The sequence below is a fragment of the Thermodesulfobacteriota bacterium genome, assembly GCA_034189135.1.
GTDB lineage: Bacteria > Desulfobacterota > Desulfobacteria > Desulfobacterales > JAUWMJ01 > JAUWMJ01.
The window spans coordinates 12,062-28,859 of sequence record JAXHVO010000081.1 but is presented as its reverse complement, the minus strand read 5'-3'; the positions used below and the strand labels follow the sequence as shown (position 1 = coordinate 28,859).

The following is a 16,798-nucleotide window of genomic DNA, read 5'->3' as shown; positions in this document are numbered from 1 at the left end:
CGCTCTGCCCGACCAAAACCAGTTGATTCGCATCAACAAACAGGGACCGCAAAAACCGACAAAAATTTAAGGCAAGACCATGAAAAAGGCACCCACCTGTAAAGAACTCGAAATTCGGGTCAGGGAGCTGGAGCGGGAAACCGCCCTGCGTCGACAGGCTGAAGCTGCCCTGAAAGAAAACGAAAAACATTACCGGGCTCTACTGGGGGCCATTCCGGACCCTGTGGTGGTCTACGATTCCGCAGGAAATGCGACCTATGTGAACGACGCATTCGTTCGGGTGTTTGGATGGGAACGGGACGAGTTGTTGGGTCACCGGATCGACTTTGTTCCTCCGGAAGAGATGGAAGCAACCCTGGAAGCCTGGAAGCGCACGCTTGAGGGCAAGAAAGTTCTTTTTGAAACCCGGCGCCTAACCAAAGAGGGAAAAACCCTGGAAATCCAGCTCAGGACAGCAATCTTGCAGAACCGGAAGGGGAAGCATACAACCAGTATAGTGATCCACCGGGATGTCACCCAGGCCAGGCAGGCCAAGAAAGACCTGGAAAAAGCCCATCAGGAGCTTGAACAGCGTGTCAAGCAGCGAACCTCTGAACTTTCCGAGGTAAACCAGAGATTGAGAAAAGAAATTGATGAGCGCAAGCGTATTGAAGAATCGCTGAGACAAAGTAAAAAACGCCTCGATCTGGCCATGGAAGCCACCAGTGATGCACTGTGGGATTGGGACCTGATCACCAACAAAGCTTATTTCAATCGTTGTTTTTATACCATGTTGGGCTATCAGCCCAACGAGCTGCCTCAAAGTTTTGATACCTGGAAGAATTTAATTCACCCTGAAGATGTGAATCATACAGACAGCACGCTCAACAGGTATGTGGAAAAGAAAATCGACGCCTTTGAAGTCGAATACCGTTTAAAAACCAAACAGGACACCTGGAGATGGATACTGGCAAGGGGCAAAGTGGTTGAGCGTGACGAAAAGAACATTCCGGTTCGAATGGTGGGAACGCATGTGGATATCACCGAACGAAAACTCAACGAAGAAGCGCTGCGGATAAGTGAGGCCCATTTACGAGAGGAAAACATAAGACTCCGATCGACTTTTAAAGGGAGCAATCACTTTTGCAATATTATCGGTAAAAGTAAAGCCATGCAGAATATCTATGAAACTATTCTCAAGGCAGCGTCTTCCAGTGCCAATGTAATCATTTACGGTGAATCCGGAACGGGCAAGGAGCTGGTGGCCCAAACGATTCATGATTTAAGCGGTCGTGGCGGAAAGAATTTTGTAACCGTCAATTGCGGAGCTATTCCGGATAATCTCATTGAAAGCGAATTTTTCGGTTATAGAAAGGGTGCTTTTACCGGCGCCAATACCGATAAACCAGGTTATTTGGATAGCGCCAACGGCGGCACCCTTTTTATGGACGAAGTGGGTGAGTTGAATTTAAACATGCAGGTGAAACTGCTGCGGGCGATTGATGGCGGCGGATATATGCCGATAGGAAGCCAGGAAATCAAGAAGCCGGATTTCCGGATTATTGCGGCGACCAACAGTGATTTAAAGGAAGGAGTGCGGAAAGGTGACTTCCGTGATGATTTTTATTACCGGATTCATATTATCCCGATCTATCTTCCGCAGCTAAGAGAACGCAAAAAAGACATTCCGTTGCTCATCCACCATTTCCTGCAAACATATGCAGAAAACAAGAATATTCCCCCTATTCCGGAAAGAATTATGACAGCGATGCAAAAATATGATTGGCCGGGAAACGTTCGGGAACTGCAAAACAAGATTCACCGTTATGTCACTCTGAAAAAGGTCGATTTTTTAGATATCAACCAGGAAGGTATTGAAGATCCGGCAGCAGAAGCTGAGGCAACGGTTTTTAAAGACAGCCGGAATCTGGAATTACGTTCGGTAGCCAAAAATTTCGAAAAGATTTATATCGAAAGGTTGTTGCGAGAGCACCAATGGCGCCGGGCCAAAGTTGCCTCCATATTAGGCGTCAACCGAAGGACTCTATTTAGAAAAATTAAACAATACGGGATTAACTAAACCCAAATCAGGGCTTTATTGTCCCATATAGAGTTTTTTGTATTATATTCAAGTAATAACCAAATAGTTTTTTCATTTTTGGGACACAAATGTCCCATTTATAATAACCTGCCTTTGGGAAAAAAGCCCACTTTCTTCCTCCTGTTGTATGACCAAGCTCCCCATCTCATACTAAATTTTTCTGGCACATCTGTTGCACCTAATATGGCGTTTCCGGATAGTTTTACTTCAAATTCGACACTTCGCAGACATCCAAATCAATACTCATATGATAGGAGGTGATCAAACATAAACCACTGTCAGGGGCGGCTATCGTTTTGCTATTGATAGGGTAAAACCAAACTACTGCTTAAAGGAGGAAAGAATGAGTGGAACAACTTGGGTTTATATAATGCTGGGAATTTATATCGTTTACTGTTTTTACTGGGGTCTTAAGGGATATTTTTCCGAAAAAACCTCTTCCGGTTATGCCATTGCCGGCCGGTCGATTCCGTTTGTGGCCTTTTTAATGGCTGCTACAGCCGCGTCTTTCAGCGGATGGACATTTGTCGGTCACCCGGGAGCTATCTGGGCCGCAGGGCTGGTGTATGCTTTTTGCTCATTTTATGTGGTTATCATTCCAATGACCGGCACCTTTTTTGCCAAGCGCAACTGGCTCATGGGTAAACGTTATGGCTTTGTGACTCCCGGGGATATGTATGCATACTACTATAACAGCGAAGCCCTGCGCTGGCTGACCGTGTTAACGGCCGTTTTATACTCCGTTTTCTACTCTGCGGTACAACTGATGGCTTCGGCCGCACTTTTTCAGGTGGTCTGCGGCGTCCCTTTTACGGTAGGAGCCGTGTTCATGGCGTTTATCGTCTGGTTCTATGTGGCTGCCGGCGGCCTTAAGGCCAGTACATGGGTCGGCGTGATCCAGTTCGTCCTGATGATTGCCGGCATCATTGCCCTGGGGGCCTTTGTGCTCGCCCAGTTCGGGGGATGGTCCGGTTTCCTGGCAGCGGTCAATAATTTAGATAACAAGTATCTTGAGATTCCGGGCCTGATCCATTTTGAGCTGAACCGCAAATGGACCGCTATCTATATTCTCACTTACATGTTCGCTCTTATGGGAATCCAATCCTCTCCGGCTTTCACTATGTGGAATTTCGGAATTAAATCGCCCAAACCGCTGGCCTGGCAGCAGGCTTTCATGACAGTGTTCGTGGTCGGTTTTTCTCTCTTTTTCTTTGCCGCTTTCCAGGGTCTCGGTGCCCGCATCCTTGAATTGCAGGGCGTGGAAGGATTTGTAGGCATTAAAAGCAATATGGTGGTACCGATGCTGATGAGCAAGTTTCTGCCACCTTTTGTTCTGGGTCTTGTTTTCATGGGAGCCATTTCTGCCATTCATTCCACCGCTGCCCCCTATGTCGGCACCGGAGGCTCGATTTTATTGCGGGATGTTTACTGGCGCTATATCCGAAAACAACAGGCCAGTGATGCCGAACAGATCTGGGTAAACCGGATATTTTCAACAATTATTACGGCTCTGGCTTTGGTTGTCGGGCTGACGTCATCATCCATGCTGGTCATTCTCGGCGCTTTTGCCACATCCTTCGGGGCAGTGATGTATATCCTTCAGCTGGGTGTACTTTGGGGTTTCAGGTTTCCCCGGATTGGCGCTGTTTTGGGCGTATTAGCCGGAATGATCGCGGTGATTGTTACCTATAATTACAAAATACTGACCATTCATCCGGCTGCATGGGGAACAGGTATCGGACTTATTGTTGCTTATTTATGCAGAGGGTTTGGCGTAAAAGACGACGAAGAGACAATTAAGCGGCAGAACGAAGTGCGGACCTGGCTGGACGATGTGGATGCCCCCACTGAAAGTGGCAAAAAGTGGCGTACTTTGAGCAAGTTTAGTGTGCCCGTCTGGTTCTTTTTTGCTATCGGCCCCGGAGCGCTGCTCGCCCACAAGGCGTTTTCATTTGGCGGGTTTCCCCCAATATGGTCCTGGCAGCTGGTCTGGTGGTTTTATGCCATCGTCATGATGTGGGCACTTTGCTTTAAAGCCGAAATGGCAACCACGTCTGTAACACAAATGGAACGCGCCGAAACCGAACGAATGGCTGTCGTGCAGGGATAAAATGGTCAATATTTTTTCAACGAAAAGGAGATATTTATTATGAAAAGCGAAGATTTATGGATGATCATACTGCTCGTTTTTTCTATACTGTTTTCCCTGTCGTTTGGATGGGGTCTATGGGGATAAAGAATATGTTTGAAGCTTAATCGACCGGAAGGGTTGATCTTCTTCCGGCCGGTTTTAAGATCAAACAGTAAAACAAGGGTAATTTGATCTTATTTCCAAAAAAATTGAATCTGGAACAGGAGGCGTGAAAATGACCAATCAGTATAATGAGGCATTTGAAAAATCGATTAACGACCCGGATAGCTTCTGGGGTGAAGCAGCGGAAAATGTGGCCTGGTATAAAAAACCCGACATGGTTCTGGATGCTTCCAACAAACCGTTTTACCGCTGGTTTACAGGTGGTGAAATCAATACCTGTTACAACGCTCTTGATTTTCACATTGAAAACGGACTGGGTGATCAGGATGCCCTAATCTATGACAGTCCGGTTACGAATACGATAAAAAAATATACTTATAATGAACTACGAGACGAGGTGGCTAAATTTGCAGGCGTACTTGCTTCACTGGGAGTAAGAAAAGGAGACAGAGTTCTTATTTATATGCCGATGATTGCAGAATCGGCAATTGCAATGCTGGCCTGTGCCCGTATTGGCGCTGTTCATTCAGTGGTTTTTGGAGGGTTTGCAGCAAAAGAGCTGGCTGTTCGCATTGATGATGCAAATCCCAAGGTCATTGTATCCGCCTCTTGCGGTATCGAGGTGGCAAAAGTGATCCCCTATAAACCGTTACTGGATGGCGCCATCGACATGTCGTCATCAAAACCGGAAAAATGTATCATACTCCAGCGGCCGATGGAAACCGCCGGGATGATTGAAGGTCGGGACCATGACTGGGCAAATCTCATGGCAGATGCCAGACCCCATGATTGCGTACCGGTGGCCGCCACCGATCCACTTTATATTCTGTACACTTCAGGCACTACCGGCGTACCCAAGGGGGTGGTCCGTGATAACGGTGGTCATGTGGTGGCCCTGAAGTGGACCATGAAAAACATTTATAATGTCGACCAAGGTGATGTTTACTGGGCCGCCTCCGATGTAGGCTGGGTGGTGGGACATTCATATATTATTTACGGTCCGCTTTTCAGAGGCTGCACCACGATTCTATTCGAAGGCAAACCTGTGGGCACACCGGATGCCGGCGTTTTCTGGCGCGTCATTTCAGAGCATAAAGTGAACTGCCTGTTCACCGCCCCCACCGCTTTTCGGGCCATTAAACGCGAGGATCCTCAGGCAAAAATGATGAAAAAATATGATCTATCCTGTTTTAAAGCCCTTTTCCTAGCTGGAGAACGCCTGGATCCCGACACTTTAAAATGGGCCGAAAATGCTCTAAAGGTGCCGGTCATCGATCACTGGTGGCAGACTGAAACCGGCTGGGCCATTGCCGCCAACTGCCTTGGTCTTCACCACTTTCCGGTAAAAGAAGGTTCACCCACAAAGCCGGCCCCCGGGTGGAACCTGCAGGTGCTCGATACGGGAACAAAAGAACCGATCAAACGGGGTGATATCGGTGCTCTGGTTGTCAAACTGCCACTGCCCCCGGGAACGCTTCCCACCTGCTGGAATAACGATGAAGGCTTCCTGAAGGCCTATATGGAAGAATTCCCCGGCTATTATAAAACCGCCGATGCAGGTTTTATTGATGAGGACGGTTATGTCTTTGTGATGACACGCACCGACGATATTATTAATGTGGCCGGACACCGCCTTTCCACCGGCGCCATGGAAGAGGTTCTGGCCGACCATCCGGATGTCGCCGAGTGTGCCGTTTTGGGTGTTGAAGACAAGCTCAAGGGACAAGTCCCGATTGGCTTTGTTGTACTCAATGCCGGTGTCACCCGTAACCATGAGGACATCTTAAAGGAGGTCGTTCAGATGGTGCGGGATCGAATCGGTCCGGTGGCTTCATTCAAAACGGCGACAGTCGCCAAGCGCCTACCGAAAACCCGTTCCGGCAAAATTCTCAGGGGTACGATCCAGAGTATCGCCGACAACAAAGAATGGAAAATGCCTGCAACCATCGACGATCCTGCAACTTTAGCTGAAATGGAAGACGCACTTGTCGGAATTGGATATGCAAAAGCAAGAAAATAGTTTTCCCGGAGAATTGAAACGGTTACGCGTATTGAGAACTTGTTGTATTCAAAAGCCGGCACAGCATGTAAATTCTGTGTCGGCTTCATTTATGCAATTTCTCAATTAATTTTCTGAGAGGCTTCGGCCGAATGCCTAAAAGCATACTCATTGTTGATGATGATACCAGCATCATTGTAGCATTACAGTTTTTACTGGAGCAAAATGGGTATAAAACCATGGTGGCTTTCAGTGGCGAAGAGGCCATGGAGACGATCGCGATTGTTGAACCGGACTTGATTTTGCTGGACATCATGCTTCCGGTTATCGACGGGTTTGAGGTATGCCAGCGGATTCGGGAAAACCCAAGGTGGAATCATATTCGGATAGTACTGCTCACTGCTTTGGGAGGCGAAGCCAACGTTACCAAAGGAATGGCGCTCGGGGCTGATGCATATATCACAAAGCCATTTTTCAATGCACAGGTTTTGCAAAAAGTGAGTAAATTGTTAAGTCCGTCGGCTAAAACCGGCAAATAAAAGCCATACGATTTCTCCTAAATATATTTTGTTTTAAACGATGAAAAACTCGTATACTTACCGTCTCACGAGGATAACGGACGGTAACGAAAGTACAGACGAACTGGATTATAATTTATGTTGGCACTGGAACTATTTTAATAAATTGACATGGCAACCGGTTTTATATATAGCTTTTTATTCGAGCGATACCCGAAATTTTCATGCAACAGGCTTCCCCGGGATAGGATTGAGGGCAAAATAATCGATACCCACCGGACTGGAAATATTATAGGGCTGCCACATGTCTGAAATCCTGGAACTACAAAATATGAATATATGTTTAATGCTGTTTCAAAATCTACGGAGTCAAGAGCCAGAACAGGAGTATTGAAGACCGCCCACGGCGAAGTGAAGACCCCGGTTTTTATGCCGGTGGGAACTTTGGGAACGGTTAAATCGTTGTCTCCGGAAGAACTGGTTGGGTGTGGCGCACAGATCATACTTGGCAATACCTATCATTTATACCTGAGACCGGGTTGTGAAGTTATACAGCATTTTTCAGGACTTCACCGGTTTATGAACTGGGATGGACCCATCTTAACGGATAGCGGCGGATTCCAGGTATTTTCCCTGGCAAAACTTACAAAACTGGATGAAAAAGGAGTTGAATTCCAATCCCATATCGATGGGTCAAAACACCTGATTGCTCCTGAAAAGGCAATTGAAATCCAAGCTTGCCTTGGCTCGGATATCGTTATGTGTCTCGATCAGTGTATCAAGTACCCTGCAAGCCTAAATGATACCAAAGATGCCATGGAACTGACCACACGCTGGGGAAAAAGATGCAAACAGGAGTTTGCTAAACAACGGAATTCCAGCTCCGGCCAAGCACTGTTTGGGATTATCCAGGGTGGTATGTTCAAGGAACTTCGTGAAATGTCAACGGAGGCAATGGTCAAAATCGGATTTGCCGGTTTCGCCATAGGCGGGCTGAGCGTGGGTGAGCCAAAAGAGATTATGTATGAGATGGCGGATTTTACCCTTCCGAAGCTGCCGGAATCAAAACCAAAATATATCATGGGGGTGGGGACTCCAGAAGATCTGGTGGAACTGGTCGCCCTTGGGGCGGATATGTTTGATTGCGTTCTTCCTACCAGAAATGCAAGAAACGGTCAGCTGTTTACCCGGTACGGAACGATAAATATTTGCAATTCCCGCTTTAAACATGATACAGACCCCATAGAGTCCGGTTGCACCTGTTACACATGCAAAAATTTTTCCAGAGCCTATTTGCGACACCTGTATATGACAAAAGAACTTCTTGCCTATCGATTAAATACGGTTCATAATATCCATTATTACACAAGTCTGATGGAACAAATGAGAAATGAAATAGAAAATGATGCATTTGAAGCCTTTAGAAAGGATTTTTATAGCAAACAACACAGGGGGTCAACATGAAAGAAAAAGTTGAGGAAGCTTTAAACAAAATCAGGCCGATGTTACAAGCTGATGGAGGTAACGTGGAACTTGTTGATGTGGAAGATGGGGTGGTAAAGGTACGGTTGCAGGGCGCATGTGCCGGATGTCCCATGTCCCAAATGACTTTAAAAAACGGAATTGAGAAAATATTGAAAAAGGAAATCCCGGAGGTTAAATCGGTAGAATCTGCAGACTGATGAGCATGGCATTCATGAAGAAATACGAGGGAGCAAAATATTAATTGTAACCACCGAGTACTCAAAGAAAAAAATAAAATTTTTGTGATTTCTGTGTGCTCTGTGGTGAGTTCCATTTTGTATCGGAGACATTTATTATGACAATCGCAAAAAAAATTGAGGTTATACTTGAAAAGTCTTCCTGGATCAGGAAGATGTTTGAAGAGGGTACGCGTCTTAAACAAAAACACGGTGCCCAAAACGTTTATGATTTCAGCCTGGGTAATCCAAACATTGAACCTCCTGATAGTTTTAAGACTGCGCTCAAAGAAACGGTTGCTTCAACCGGTGCGATGGGTCACGCCTATATGCCGAATACAGGTTATCCCCATGTGCGCAAGGCTGTGGCGGATTATCTGACAACGGAACAGGGTGTGCAGGTCACGGAAAACGAAGTCATAATGACCTGCGGCGCGGCAGGAGCGCTGAATGCAACTCTTAAAGCCATCACCGATCCGGGTGATGAGATTATCACGCCGACCCCCTATTTTGTGGAATATAATTTCTATGCGGATAACCATGGTGGAATTTTAAAACCTGTACCGACAAAGCCCGATTTTACCCTTGATATAGATGCGATTTCATCTGCAGTTAATGAAAAGACAAAAGCCATTATCATCAATTCCCCCAACAATCCGACCGGACAGATATATTCAAAGCAAAACTTAAAAGAACTCGGCGAGCTTTTAGAAAAGATGGGGGGGAAATACGGCAGGACTATATATCTTATATCGGATGAACCGTACCGCAAGATTGTATATGACGGGCACACGGTTCCGAGCATATTTGCCTGCTACAATGAAAGCATCGTCGGCACCTCGTATTCCAAAGACCTCTCCATACCGGGAGAACGCATCGGGTTTGTCGCTGTAAATCCAAACGCTTCATTTAAAAAGGAGCTTTTAGGCGGCATCACATTTGCCAACCGAACACTCGGATTCGTAAACGCGCCTGCCCTCATGCAGCGGGTGATAGGTGCCATTCAGGGAGAATGCGTAGACATTTCCGCCTATGCCAGAAAAAGAAAGCTTTTATGCGATGGCCTTGGTGAATGCGGGTACGAATTTATTACCCCTCCCGGTACCTTTTACCTTTTCCCCAAAACGCCGGTTAAAGATGATGTAGAATTTATACAAGCCCTGCAGGAAGAGTTGATCCTTGCCGTGCCTGGTAGCGGATTCGGTTGTCCGGGTTATTTTAGAATTGCATTCTGCGTGGAAGATGAAACCATTAAAAATGCAATCCCCGGATTTAAAAAGGTTATACAAAAGTATCACTAGGGTACAGACTGAAAATTGTGAAAACAAATGCTCCAATGACAAAAACATCATATTGCTAACATATGCGTTTCGGTCATTTGCTATTCGATTTTGTTGCGGAGTTTTGGTTTATCTTTTTGTTTATCCGTATACGATACAATATAAGGAGAAGATATGAAGGTACTCAAAATCGACCATCTTGGTATTGCGGTCAAAAGCATTGATGAAGGGAAAAAGTTTTGGACAGACGTTCTGGGGCTTGAATTCGAAGGCTCTGAAACCGTTGAATCGCAGAAAGTCACCACGGCTTTTTTCCCGGTAGGAGAAAGTGAAGTGGAGCTGTTGGAATCCACCGCACCGGACGGACCCATTGCCAAATATCTGGAAAAGAAAGGCGAGGGAATCCAGCACATCGCTTTCCGTGTTAAAAACATCGAAGATGCTTTAAATGAATTAAAGGAAAAAGGTGTAAGACTCATTGATGAAAAACCAAGAATGGGTGCAGGTGGAGCAAAGATTGCATTTCTGCATCCAAAAGCAACTCACGGAGTTTTGGTAGAGCTGTGTGAAAGATAAAAAGGAGCATATCATGCCTGAACATCCTGACAAACAAAAATGGACGGATCTTGCCACCAAACAACTCAGAGGAAAATCTCTGGAATCACTGGACTGGGAAACTCCTGAGGGGATACGGGTAAAACCCCTTTATACCGCAGAAGACCTGGAAGGAATGGAGCATGTCAACACCCTTCCGGGACTTGAACCTTATGTCCGGGGCCCCATGGCTACAATGTACGCAGGACGCCCCTGGACCATTCGCCAGTATGCAGGATTTTCAACGGCAAAGGATTCAAACGCATTTTACAGGAGAAACCTTGCTGCCGGGCAGAAAGGGCTTTCGGTGGCCTTTGATCTTGCCACCCATCGGGGATATGATTCAGACCACCCCAGGGTGATCGGTGATATTGGGAAAGCAGGAGTGGCCATAGATTCGGTCGAAGATATGAAGATCCTTTTTGATCAGATTCCTCTGGATCAAATGACGGTTTCCATGACCATGAACGGTTCGGTACTGCCGATTCTTGCCGGATATATTGTTGCTGCGGAAGAACAGGGGGTAAAGCATGAGCAGCTTGGTGGTACGATACAAAACGATATATTAAAGGAGTACCTGACCAGAAACACATACATCTATCCTCCTGAGCCTTCCATGCGAATCGTATCCGATATTATCGCTTTTTGTTCTAAAAATATGCCCAAATATAATACGGTCAGTATAAGCGGCTATCACATGATGGAGGCCGGAGCAAATTCCGTTCTCCAGACCGCTTTTACACTGGCGGACGGCCTTCAATATGTGCGGGCGGCCCTTGACGCGGGGCTCGATATCGACGCCTTTGCCCCGCGCCTGTCGTTCTTTTTTGGAGTTGGCATGAATTTTTTCATGGAAATCGCCATGCTCCGAGCCGCCCGTTTTCTGTGGCATGAATTGATCAGCCGGTTTAATCCGAAAAATCCGAAATCGACCATGTTAAGAACCCACGTTCAAACATCGGGCTGGAGCCTTACAGAGCAGGACCCGTATAACAATATCATCAGAACCACACTTGAATGTCTGGCCGCCGCGCTCGGCGGGACCCAGTCTCTTCATACCAACTCCTTTGATGAGGCAGTGGGGCTTCCCACCGACTTTTCAGCTCGAATTTCCAGAAATACACAGATTATTGTCAAAGAGGAATCCCAGATTTGCCATGTGGTTGATCCTTTGGGCGGATCTTATTACGTCGAAGCCCTCACCGATGGCATTATCAAAGAATCCAGAAAAATTATCAATGAAGTCGAAGAGTTGGGCGGTATGGCTAAGGCTATAGAAACCGGTATGCCGAAGCTTAGAATTGAAGAATCCGCAGCAAGAAAACAGGCCCGTATCGACCAGGGCCTGGATGTCATTGTTGGAGTAAATAAGTATCAGATAGAGGAAGAACCCTTAGAAGATGTTCGTGAAGTGTCGGAGGCGGTACGTGAAGAGCAGATTCAGAGATTAAAAGAGATAAAGGCCTCGCGTGATACTGCTGCCGTTAAAAAAGCGCTAGATGCTATTACCAGTGCCGCTGAATCCAATGGAAACTTGCTTGAAGCCTGTCTCCCTGCTGTAAGGGCAAGGGCCACAGTGGGTGAAATTTCCGATGCCATGGAAAAGATCTTTGGGCGGTTTGTAGCTACCACCCAGTGTATATCCGGGATATATGCTGCAGAGTTCGGCGACAGCGAAATTTTTGCTTCCGTTAGGAAAAGAACGGATAACTTTCTGGAAAAAGAGGGACGACGGCCCAGGATACTTGTCACCAAGATGGGTCAGGATGGCCACGACCGTGGGATCAAGGTGATTGCCACCGCATTTGCAGACCTTGGGTTTGATGTGGATATCAGCCCCATGTTCCAGACTCCGGAGGAAGCAGCAAAGATGGCCGTGGAAAACGACGTGCATGTCGTAGGGGCTTCAAGCCTGGCTGCCGGGCACAAAACCCTCATTCCCCAGCTGATAGAAAATCTGAAAAAAGAAGGCGGCGGAGACATACAAGTGGTTGTCGGTGGCGTGATTCCCCCGGCAGATTATAAGTTCCTTTATGATGCCGGTGTCGTCGGGGTATTTGGACCGGGGACCGTTATTACCGATTCTGCAAATAAAGTCTTAAATGCCCTTGAAGGAAATACATAGATGCTCTTAAAAATCACTTTTTCCTTGACAATAAACCTCCATTTAATAAAGTAACTTTTTGCTTTAAAACACGCAGATCTCACTGAGATTTTAAATTATTTTTGAGTTCTCCTTACTCTGTGGTTCAATAAATGAAAAACCAACATTGCGAGGCCTTCGAAAAATGTTCATTTTTATCAAGGTCTCGTGACATGAAGAAAGGAAATTGATGATGGGTATTGTTCAAGACAAAATAAAAGGTCTGAAAGATCGGGAAGCAAAAATCCTTCAGATGGGAGGAGAAAAAGCAGTCGCCAAACAACAGGAAAAGGGGAAGTTGACCGCCCGCAAGCGACTGGATCTGCTTTTTGATAAGGGAACATTTCGGGAAATCGATATGTTCGTTACGCATAGATGTGTGAATTTCGGCATGGAAAAGGTGGACATCCCTTCAGACGGTGTGATTACCGGTCACGGTCTTGTGGAAGGCAGGCCTGTTTTTGCATTTTCCCAGGACTTTACCGCCAGGGCCGGCAGCCTTGGTGAAATGCATGCAAAAAAGATCTGCAAAGTGATGGATCTGGCGCTTAAAGCAGGTGTTCCATGTGTCGGTTTTAACGACTCGGGTGGAGCTAGAATACAGGAAGGGGTCGATGCCCTTTCAGGATACGGACAGATTTTTTACCGTAATTCAGTGGCATCAGGCGTTATTCCTCAGATATCTGCCATCATGGGACCCACCGCCGGTGGCGCTGTTTATTCACCGGCCATGACGGACTGGGTTTTTATGGTAAAAGGAAGCAGCTACATGTTCATTACCGGTCCCGAAGTCATAAAGTCCGTTACCGGTGAGGAGATTACTTTCGAGGATCTTGGCGGCGCCATGACTCACAATGAAAAGAGCGGAGTGGCCCAGTTTGCCTGTGAAAATGATGAAGACGCCATAAACAGAATTAAAAAGCTCCTTTCCTACCTGCCGGCAAACAACATGGAGGATCCCCCTTTGGTTCCAACCGGTGATGATCCGAAAAGAACCGATCCAATGTTGGACACCATCATCCCTGACAGTCCGAACCAGTCTTATGACATGAAAGAGGTAATTCTCAGTATTGTGGACAATGGTGAAATTTTTGAACCCCATGAGTTTTACGCGGCCAATATGATTGTATGTTTTGCCAGGTTAAATGGCAGAACCGTAGGAATTATCGCCAACCAGCCACAGGTTCTGGCAGGATGCCTTGATATTAATGCTTCGGACAAGGCCACACGGTTTATCCGCTTTTGTGATGCATTTAACATCCCCATGCTGACCATAGCCGACGTACCGGGATATCTTCCGGGTAGTGCCCAGGAATGGGGTGGAATCATACGCCACGGCGCCAAGCTTCTCTGGTGCTATTCTGAAGCAACCGTCCCCAAACTGCTTCTCGTGACCCGGAAGGATTATGGCGGTTCTTACCTTGCCATGTGCTCAAAGGACCTTGGAGCGGACATGGCCTTTGCCTGGCCCAGCTCCGAAATTGCCGTGATGGGTGCGGCAGGTGCGGCAAATATCATTCACAGGAAAGAAATAAAAGAGGCCGATGATCCAAAAGCCAAACGTGAAGAAAAGATCAAGGAATATGAAGAGCTTTTTTCAAACCCATACTGTGCGGCAAACCGCGGGTTTGTGGATGCAGTGATCGTTCCGAGCGAAACGAGGCCGCGCCTGATTGAGGCCCTTGAAATCATGTGCAGCAAACGAGAAATCAGACCTCCCAAAAAGCATGGAAATATACCGATGTAGCATTTTGATACGTGTTGCGTGTTGATGATTAACCGTAGCCCGTCATTCACCAATGGAGATCATATGGAAAACAACAAGAAAGTAGCTGCTGCAATATCAGCGGTGATGGATTATATAAAGACTGAAGAAGAGATTGTATGTATGCAGGCTGCTCCCATTGCTCAGCAGCCTCCGCCTGTTTCTTTGGCCCCCCCGAAACTTTGGGGAATAAGCGGCCGACAGGCGATGATGCAGATGAGGAACCTGATGCAGGCAAAAGCCTTTCACAGGTAATAATCATTCGGCTGATCGAATTCAGCTGATGCTTCCATAACAATGACTGCGGTTGAGTGCTTAAGAAGCCAAAACTCAACCGGTCTTACAGACCAAAACACGTTTTTAATTTATTTCGAACATATAAAATGCTGCAAAACATTTATAAGAGGAGAACTTTAACATGAGTGATCAAAACCAAGTAAAAATGACAAAAATGAATTATGCCGAGGACAGGCCTAAGGCAAAAAATCCTGTTATGATTGAGGATTTAACTTTGCGTGACGGCCATCAGTCCTTGTTTGCCACCAGAGGACGTACTGAAGATATGATCCCGGTTGCAGAGCTGATGGACGAAGTCGGGTTCTGGGCGGTTGAAACATGGGGGGGTGCCACTTTTGATACCATGCACCGGTTTTTAAATGAAGATCCGTGGGAAAGGATCCGGACATTGAAGCGTTATATGAAAAAAACCCCCTTTTCCATGCTACTACGGGCACAGAACCTGGTGGGATATAGAAACTATGCCGACGATGTCGCCCGTGCATTTGTGGACCGTGCAGCAGCAAACGGTATGGATATTTTTCGTACATTTGATGCATTAAACGACTATAGAAATTTTGAAACGGTTGTCCCGGTCATTAAGGAATGCGGAAAGCACTTCCAGGGCTGTATCTGCTATTCAATGACCGAACCGAGGCTGGGAGGGGATGTTTATAACCTGGATTATTATGTAAACAAGGCCAAAGACCTGGAAAAGATGGGGGCAGACAGCGTCTGCGTTAAAGATATGGCAGGCCTGATTGCACCGTATGATGCCTATAGAATTGTAAAGGCTTTAAAAGAAGCCGTTAAAGTTCCCATCCACCTTCACAGTCACTTTACTTCAGGCATGGCACAGATGTCGCATTTAAAGGCGATTGAAGCCGGAGTCGATATTGTGGATACATGCATGTCACCTTATGCATTCCGAACTTCTCATCCAGCCATTGAGCCCTTGGTGATGGCCCTATTGGGAACGAACAGGGACACCGGGTTTGACATCAGACACCTTGCCAAAATTAATGAGATCCTGGAAAAAGAAATACTCCCCAAGTACCGGCATCTGCTGGATGATACCAAAGTGTCTATTATTGATATAAATGTTCTTCTCCATCAGACACCGGGTGGAATGCTTTCAAATCTGGTTAATCAGCTCAGAGAGATGGATGCGCTTGACAGAATTGATGAGGTTTATGCCGAACTGCCCAGGGTGAGAAAGGACCTAGGTCAGGTCCCGCTGGTCACTCCAACCAGCCAGATTGTCGGAATCCAGACGGTTAATAACGTTCTTTTTGATGATGAAAAAGAGCGATACAAGATGGTTACCGGCCAGGTTAAAGACCTGTGCTACGGCCTGTATGGAAAAACTGCCGTACCCATAAATCCGGAAGTTCAGAAGAAAGCTCTTAAAGGTTATGAAAGAGGAGAAGAACCGATTACATGCAGACCCGCAGAGGTGCTGGAACCTGAACTTGATAAAGCAAAGGAAGAGGTCAAAGGGCTTGCGGTTGACCTCGATGATGAGATTTTATATGCCATTTATCCGGTTACCGGAAAGAAGTTTTTAAAATGGAAATACGGCAAGGAAGAACCGCCTGAAGAGGTAAGAGCTAAAACTCTTGAGGAAGCCCTGGCCGAGCAGGAACTTATTAAAAAGGCAAAGGCCGGGTTGCTGGTTGAAAAACAGGGAAAAGAGGCTCCGCCAAAAGGTGAAAACCTGAGAACATTCAACGTGTTTGTTGGTGATGATTATTTTGAGGTTGGTGTTGATGAAATTGGCGAGTCCCCGGTGATAAGCTATCTGCAACAGATGCCTGCCTCTGCGCCTGCGGCAGCTCCTGTGCAGTTTGCTCCGTCAGCTCCTGCTGCTCCTGCAGCACCGACACCTCCCAAACCCTCTGCCCCTGCCGCACCTGCACCGGCTAAAGAGGCCGCGCCTGAAGCTGCACCGGCAGCAGCCCCGGCTGCTGATGGAACCCCGCTTCCTGCTCCCATGCCGGGTATGATTGTCAAATATGAAAAAGAGGTTGGAGATGCCGTCAGTGAAGGAGAAACCGTGGTGGTACTGGAAGCCATGAAGATGGAAAACGCTTTGTCCGCTCCCGCCAGTGGTACCATAAAATCGATTAATTTCTCCAGTGGTGATTCGGTGGCTAAAAATGATATTCTTTGCGTCATAGGATAATTTT

At 46.7% G+C, this 16,798-nt stretch carries 12 protein-coding genes; all 12 read left to right on the top strand.

The window, feature by feature from the left end; genetic code table 11:
- Positions 1 to 79 precede the first annotated feature (79 nt).
- Positions 80 to 2,059 (top strand): sigma 54-interacting transcriptional regulator, encoded by a 1,980-nt coding sequence (locus SWH54_11850; protein MDY6791949.1) that lies wholly within the window; start codon positions 80 to 82, stop codon positions 2,057 to 2,059.
- Positions 2,060 to 2,423: 364 nt separating this feature from the next.
- Positions 2,424 to 4,190 carry a sodium:solute symporter family protein gene (locus SWH54_11845; GenBank protein MDY6791948.1) on the top strand — a complete coding sequence of 589 codons (1,767 nt, stop codon included), beginning with the start codon at positions 2,424 to 2,426 and terminating at the stop codon, positions 4,188 to 4,190.
- A gap of 256 nt (positions 4,191 to 4,446) precedes the next feature.
- The gene (locus tag SWH54_11840) at positions 4,447 to 6,354 is read left to right on the top strand and encodes a propionyl-CoA synthetase (GenBank protein ID MDY6791947.1); all 1,908 of its coding nucleotides are present in this window, start codon (positions 4,447 to 4,449) and stop codon (positions 6,352 to 6,354) included.
- 131 nt (positions 6,355 to 6,485) lie between these two features.
- On the top strand, positions 6,486 to 6,872 hold the full coding sequence (locus tag SWH54_11835) for a response regulator (GenBank protein ID MDY6791946.1): 387 nt from the start codon (positions 6,486 to 6,488) through the stop codon (positions 6,870 to 6,872).
- Between the two features lie 318 nt (positions 6,873 to 7,190).
- The gene (gene tgt / locus SWH54_11830; protein MDY6791945.1) at positions 7,191 to 8,315 is read left to right on the top strand and encodes a tRNA guanosine(34) transglycosylase Tgt; all 1,125 of its coding nucleotides are present in this window, start codon (positions 7,191 to 7,193) and stop codon (positions 8,313 to 8,315) included.
- On the top strand, positions 8,312 to 8,533 hold the full coding sequence (locus tag SWH54_11825; protein MDY6791944.1) for a NifU family protein: 222 nt from the start codon (positions 8,312 to 8,314) through the stop codon (positions 8,531 to 8,533). Before tgt ends, SWH54_11825 begins: the two co-directional genes overlap by 4 nt.
- Before the next feature lie 137 nt (positions 8,534 to 8,670).
- The gene (locus SWH54_11820; GenBank protein MDY6791943.1) at positions 8,671 to 9,852 is read left to right on the top strand and encodes a pyridoxal phosphate-dependent aminotransferase; all 1,182 of its coding nucleotides are present in this window, start codon (positions 8,671 to 8,673) and stop codon (positions 9,850 to 9,852) included.
- Between the two features lie 153 nt (positions 9,853 to 10,005).
- Complete coding sequence (gene mce / locus SWH54_11815) at positions 10,006 to 10,407, top strand: methylmalonyl-CoA epimerase (protein ID MDY6791942.1); 402 nt, start codon at positions 10,006 to 10,008, stop codon at positions 10,405 to 10,407.
- A 13-nt stretch (positions 10,408 to 10,420) separates the two neighbouring features.
- Entirely contained in the window at positions 10,421 to 12,550 is a 2,130-nt protein-coding gene (gene scpA, locus SWH54_11810) for a methylmalonyl-CoA mutase (protein ID MDY6791941.1), read from the top strand.
- A 211-nt stretch (positions 12,551 to 12,761) separates the two neighbouring features.
- Complete coding sequence (locus SWH54_11805; GenBank protein ID MDY6791940.1) at positions 12,762 to 14,315, top strand: carboxyl transferase domain-containing protein; 1,554 nt, start codon at positions 12,762 to 12,764, stop codon at positions 14,313 to 14,315.
- Between the two features lie 63 nt (positions 14,316 to 14,378).
- Positions 14,379 to 14,588: a hypothetical protein gene (locus tag SWH54_11800; protein ID MDY6791939.1), complete on the top strand. Its 210-nt coding sequence runs from the start codon at positions 14,379 to 14,381 to the stop codon at positions 14,586 to 14,588.
- Between the two features lie 163 nt (positions 14,589 to 14,751).
- On the top strand, positions 14,752 to 16,794 hold the full coding sequence (locus SWH54_11795; protein ID MDY6791938.1) for a pyruvate carboxylase subunit B: 2,043 nt from the start codon (positions 14,752 to 14,754) through the stop codon (positions 16,792 to 16,794).
- Positions 16,795 to 16,798 lie beyond the last annotated feature (4 nt).

Bases quoted from the DNA above. Each gene is read 5' to 3' on its own strand.
- SWH54_11850 (MDY6791949.1), top strand. From the start codon at position 80: ATGAAAAAGGCACCCACCTGTAAAGAACTCGAAATTCGGGTCAGGGAG.
- SWH54_11845 (MDY6791948.1), top strand. From the start codon at position 2,424: ATGAGTGGAACAACTTGGGTTTATATAATGCTGGGAATTTATATCGTT.
- SWH54_11840 (MDY6791947.1), top strand. From the start codon at position 4,447: ATGACCAATCAGTATAATGAGGCATTTGAAAAATCGATTAACGACCCG.
- SWH54_11835 (MDY6791946.1), top strand. From the start codon at position 6,486: ATGCCTAAAAGCATACTCATTGTTGATGATGATACCAGCATCATTGTA.
- tgt (MDY6791945.1), top strand. From the start codon at position 7,191: ATGTTTAATGCTGTTTCAAAATCTACGGAGTCAAGAGCCAGAACAGGA.
- SWH54_11825 (MDY6791944.1), top strand. From the start codon at position 8,312: ATGAAAGAAAAAGTTGAGGAAGCTTTAAACAAAATCAGGCCGATGTTA.
- SWH54_11820 (MDY6791943.1), top strand. From the start codon at position 8,671: ATGACAATCGCAAAAAAAATTGAGGTTATACTTGAAAAGTCTTCCTGG.
- mce (MDY6791942.1), top strand. From the start codon at position 10,006: ATGAAGGTACTCAAAATCGACCATCTTGGTATTGCGGTCAAAAGCATT.
- scpA (MDY6791941.1), top strand. From the start codon at position 10,421: ATGCCTGAACATCCTGACAAACAAAAATGGACGGATCTTGCCACCAAA.
- SWH54_11805 (MDY6791940.1), top strand. From the start codon at position 12,762: ATGGGTATTGTTCAAGACAAAATAAAAGGTCTGAAAGATCGGGAAGCA.
- SWH54_11800 (MDY6791939.1), top strand. From the start codon at position 14,379: ATGGAAAACAACAAGAAAGTAGCTGCTGCAATATCAGCGGTGATGGAT.
- SWH54_11795 (MDY6791938.1), top strand. From the start codon at position 14,752: ATGAGTGATCAAAACCAAGTAAAAATGACAAAAATGAATTATGCCGAG.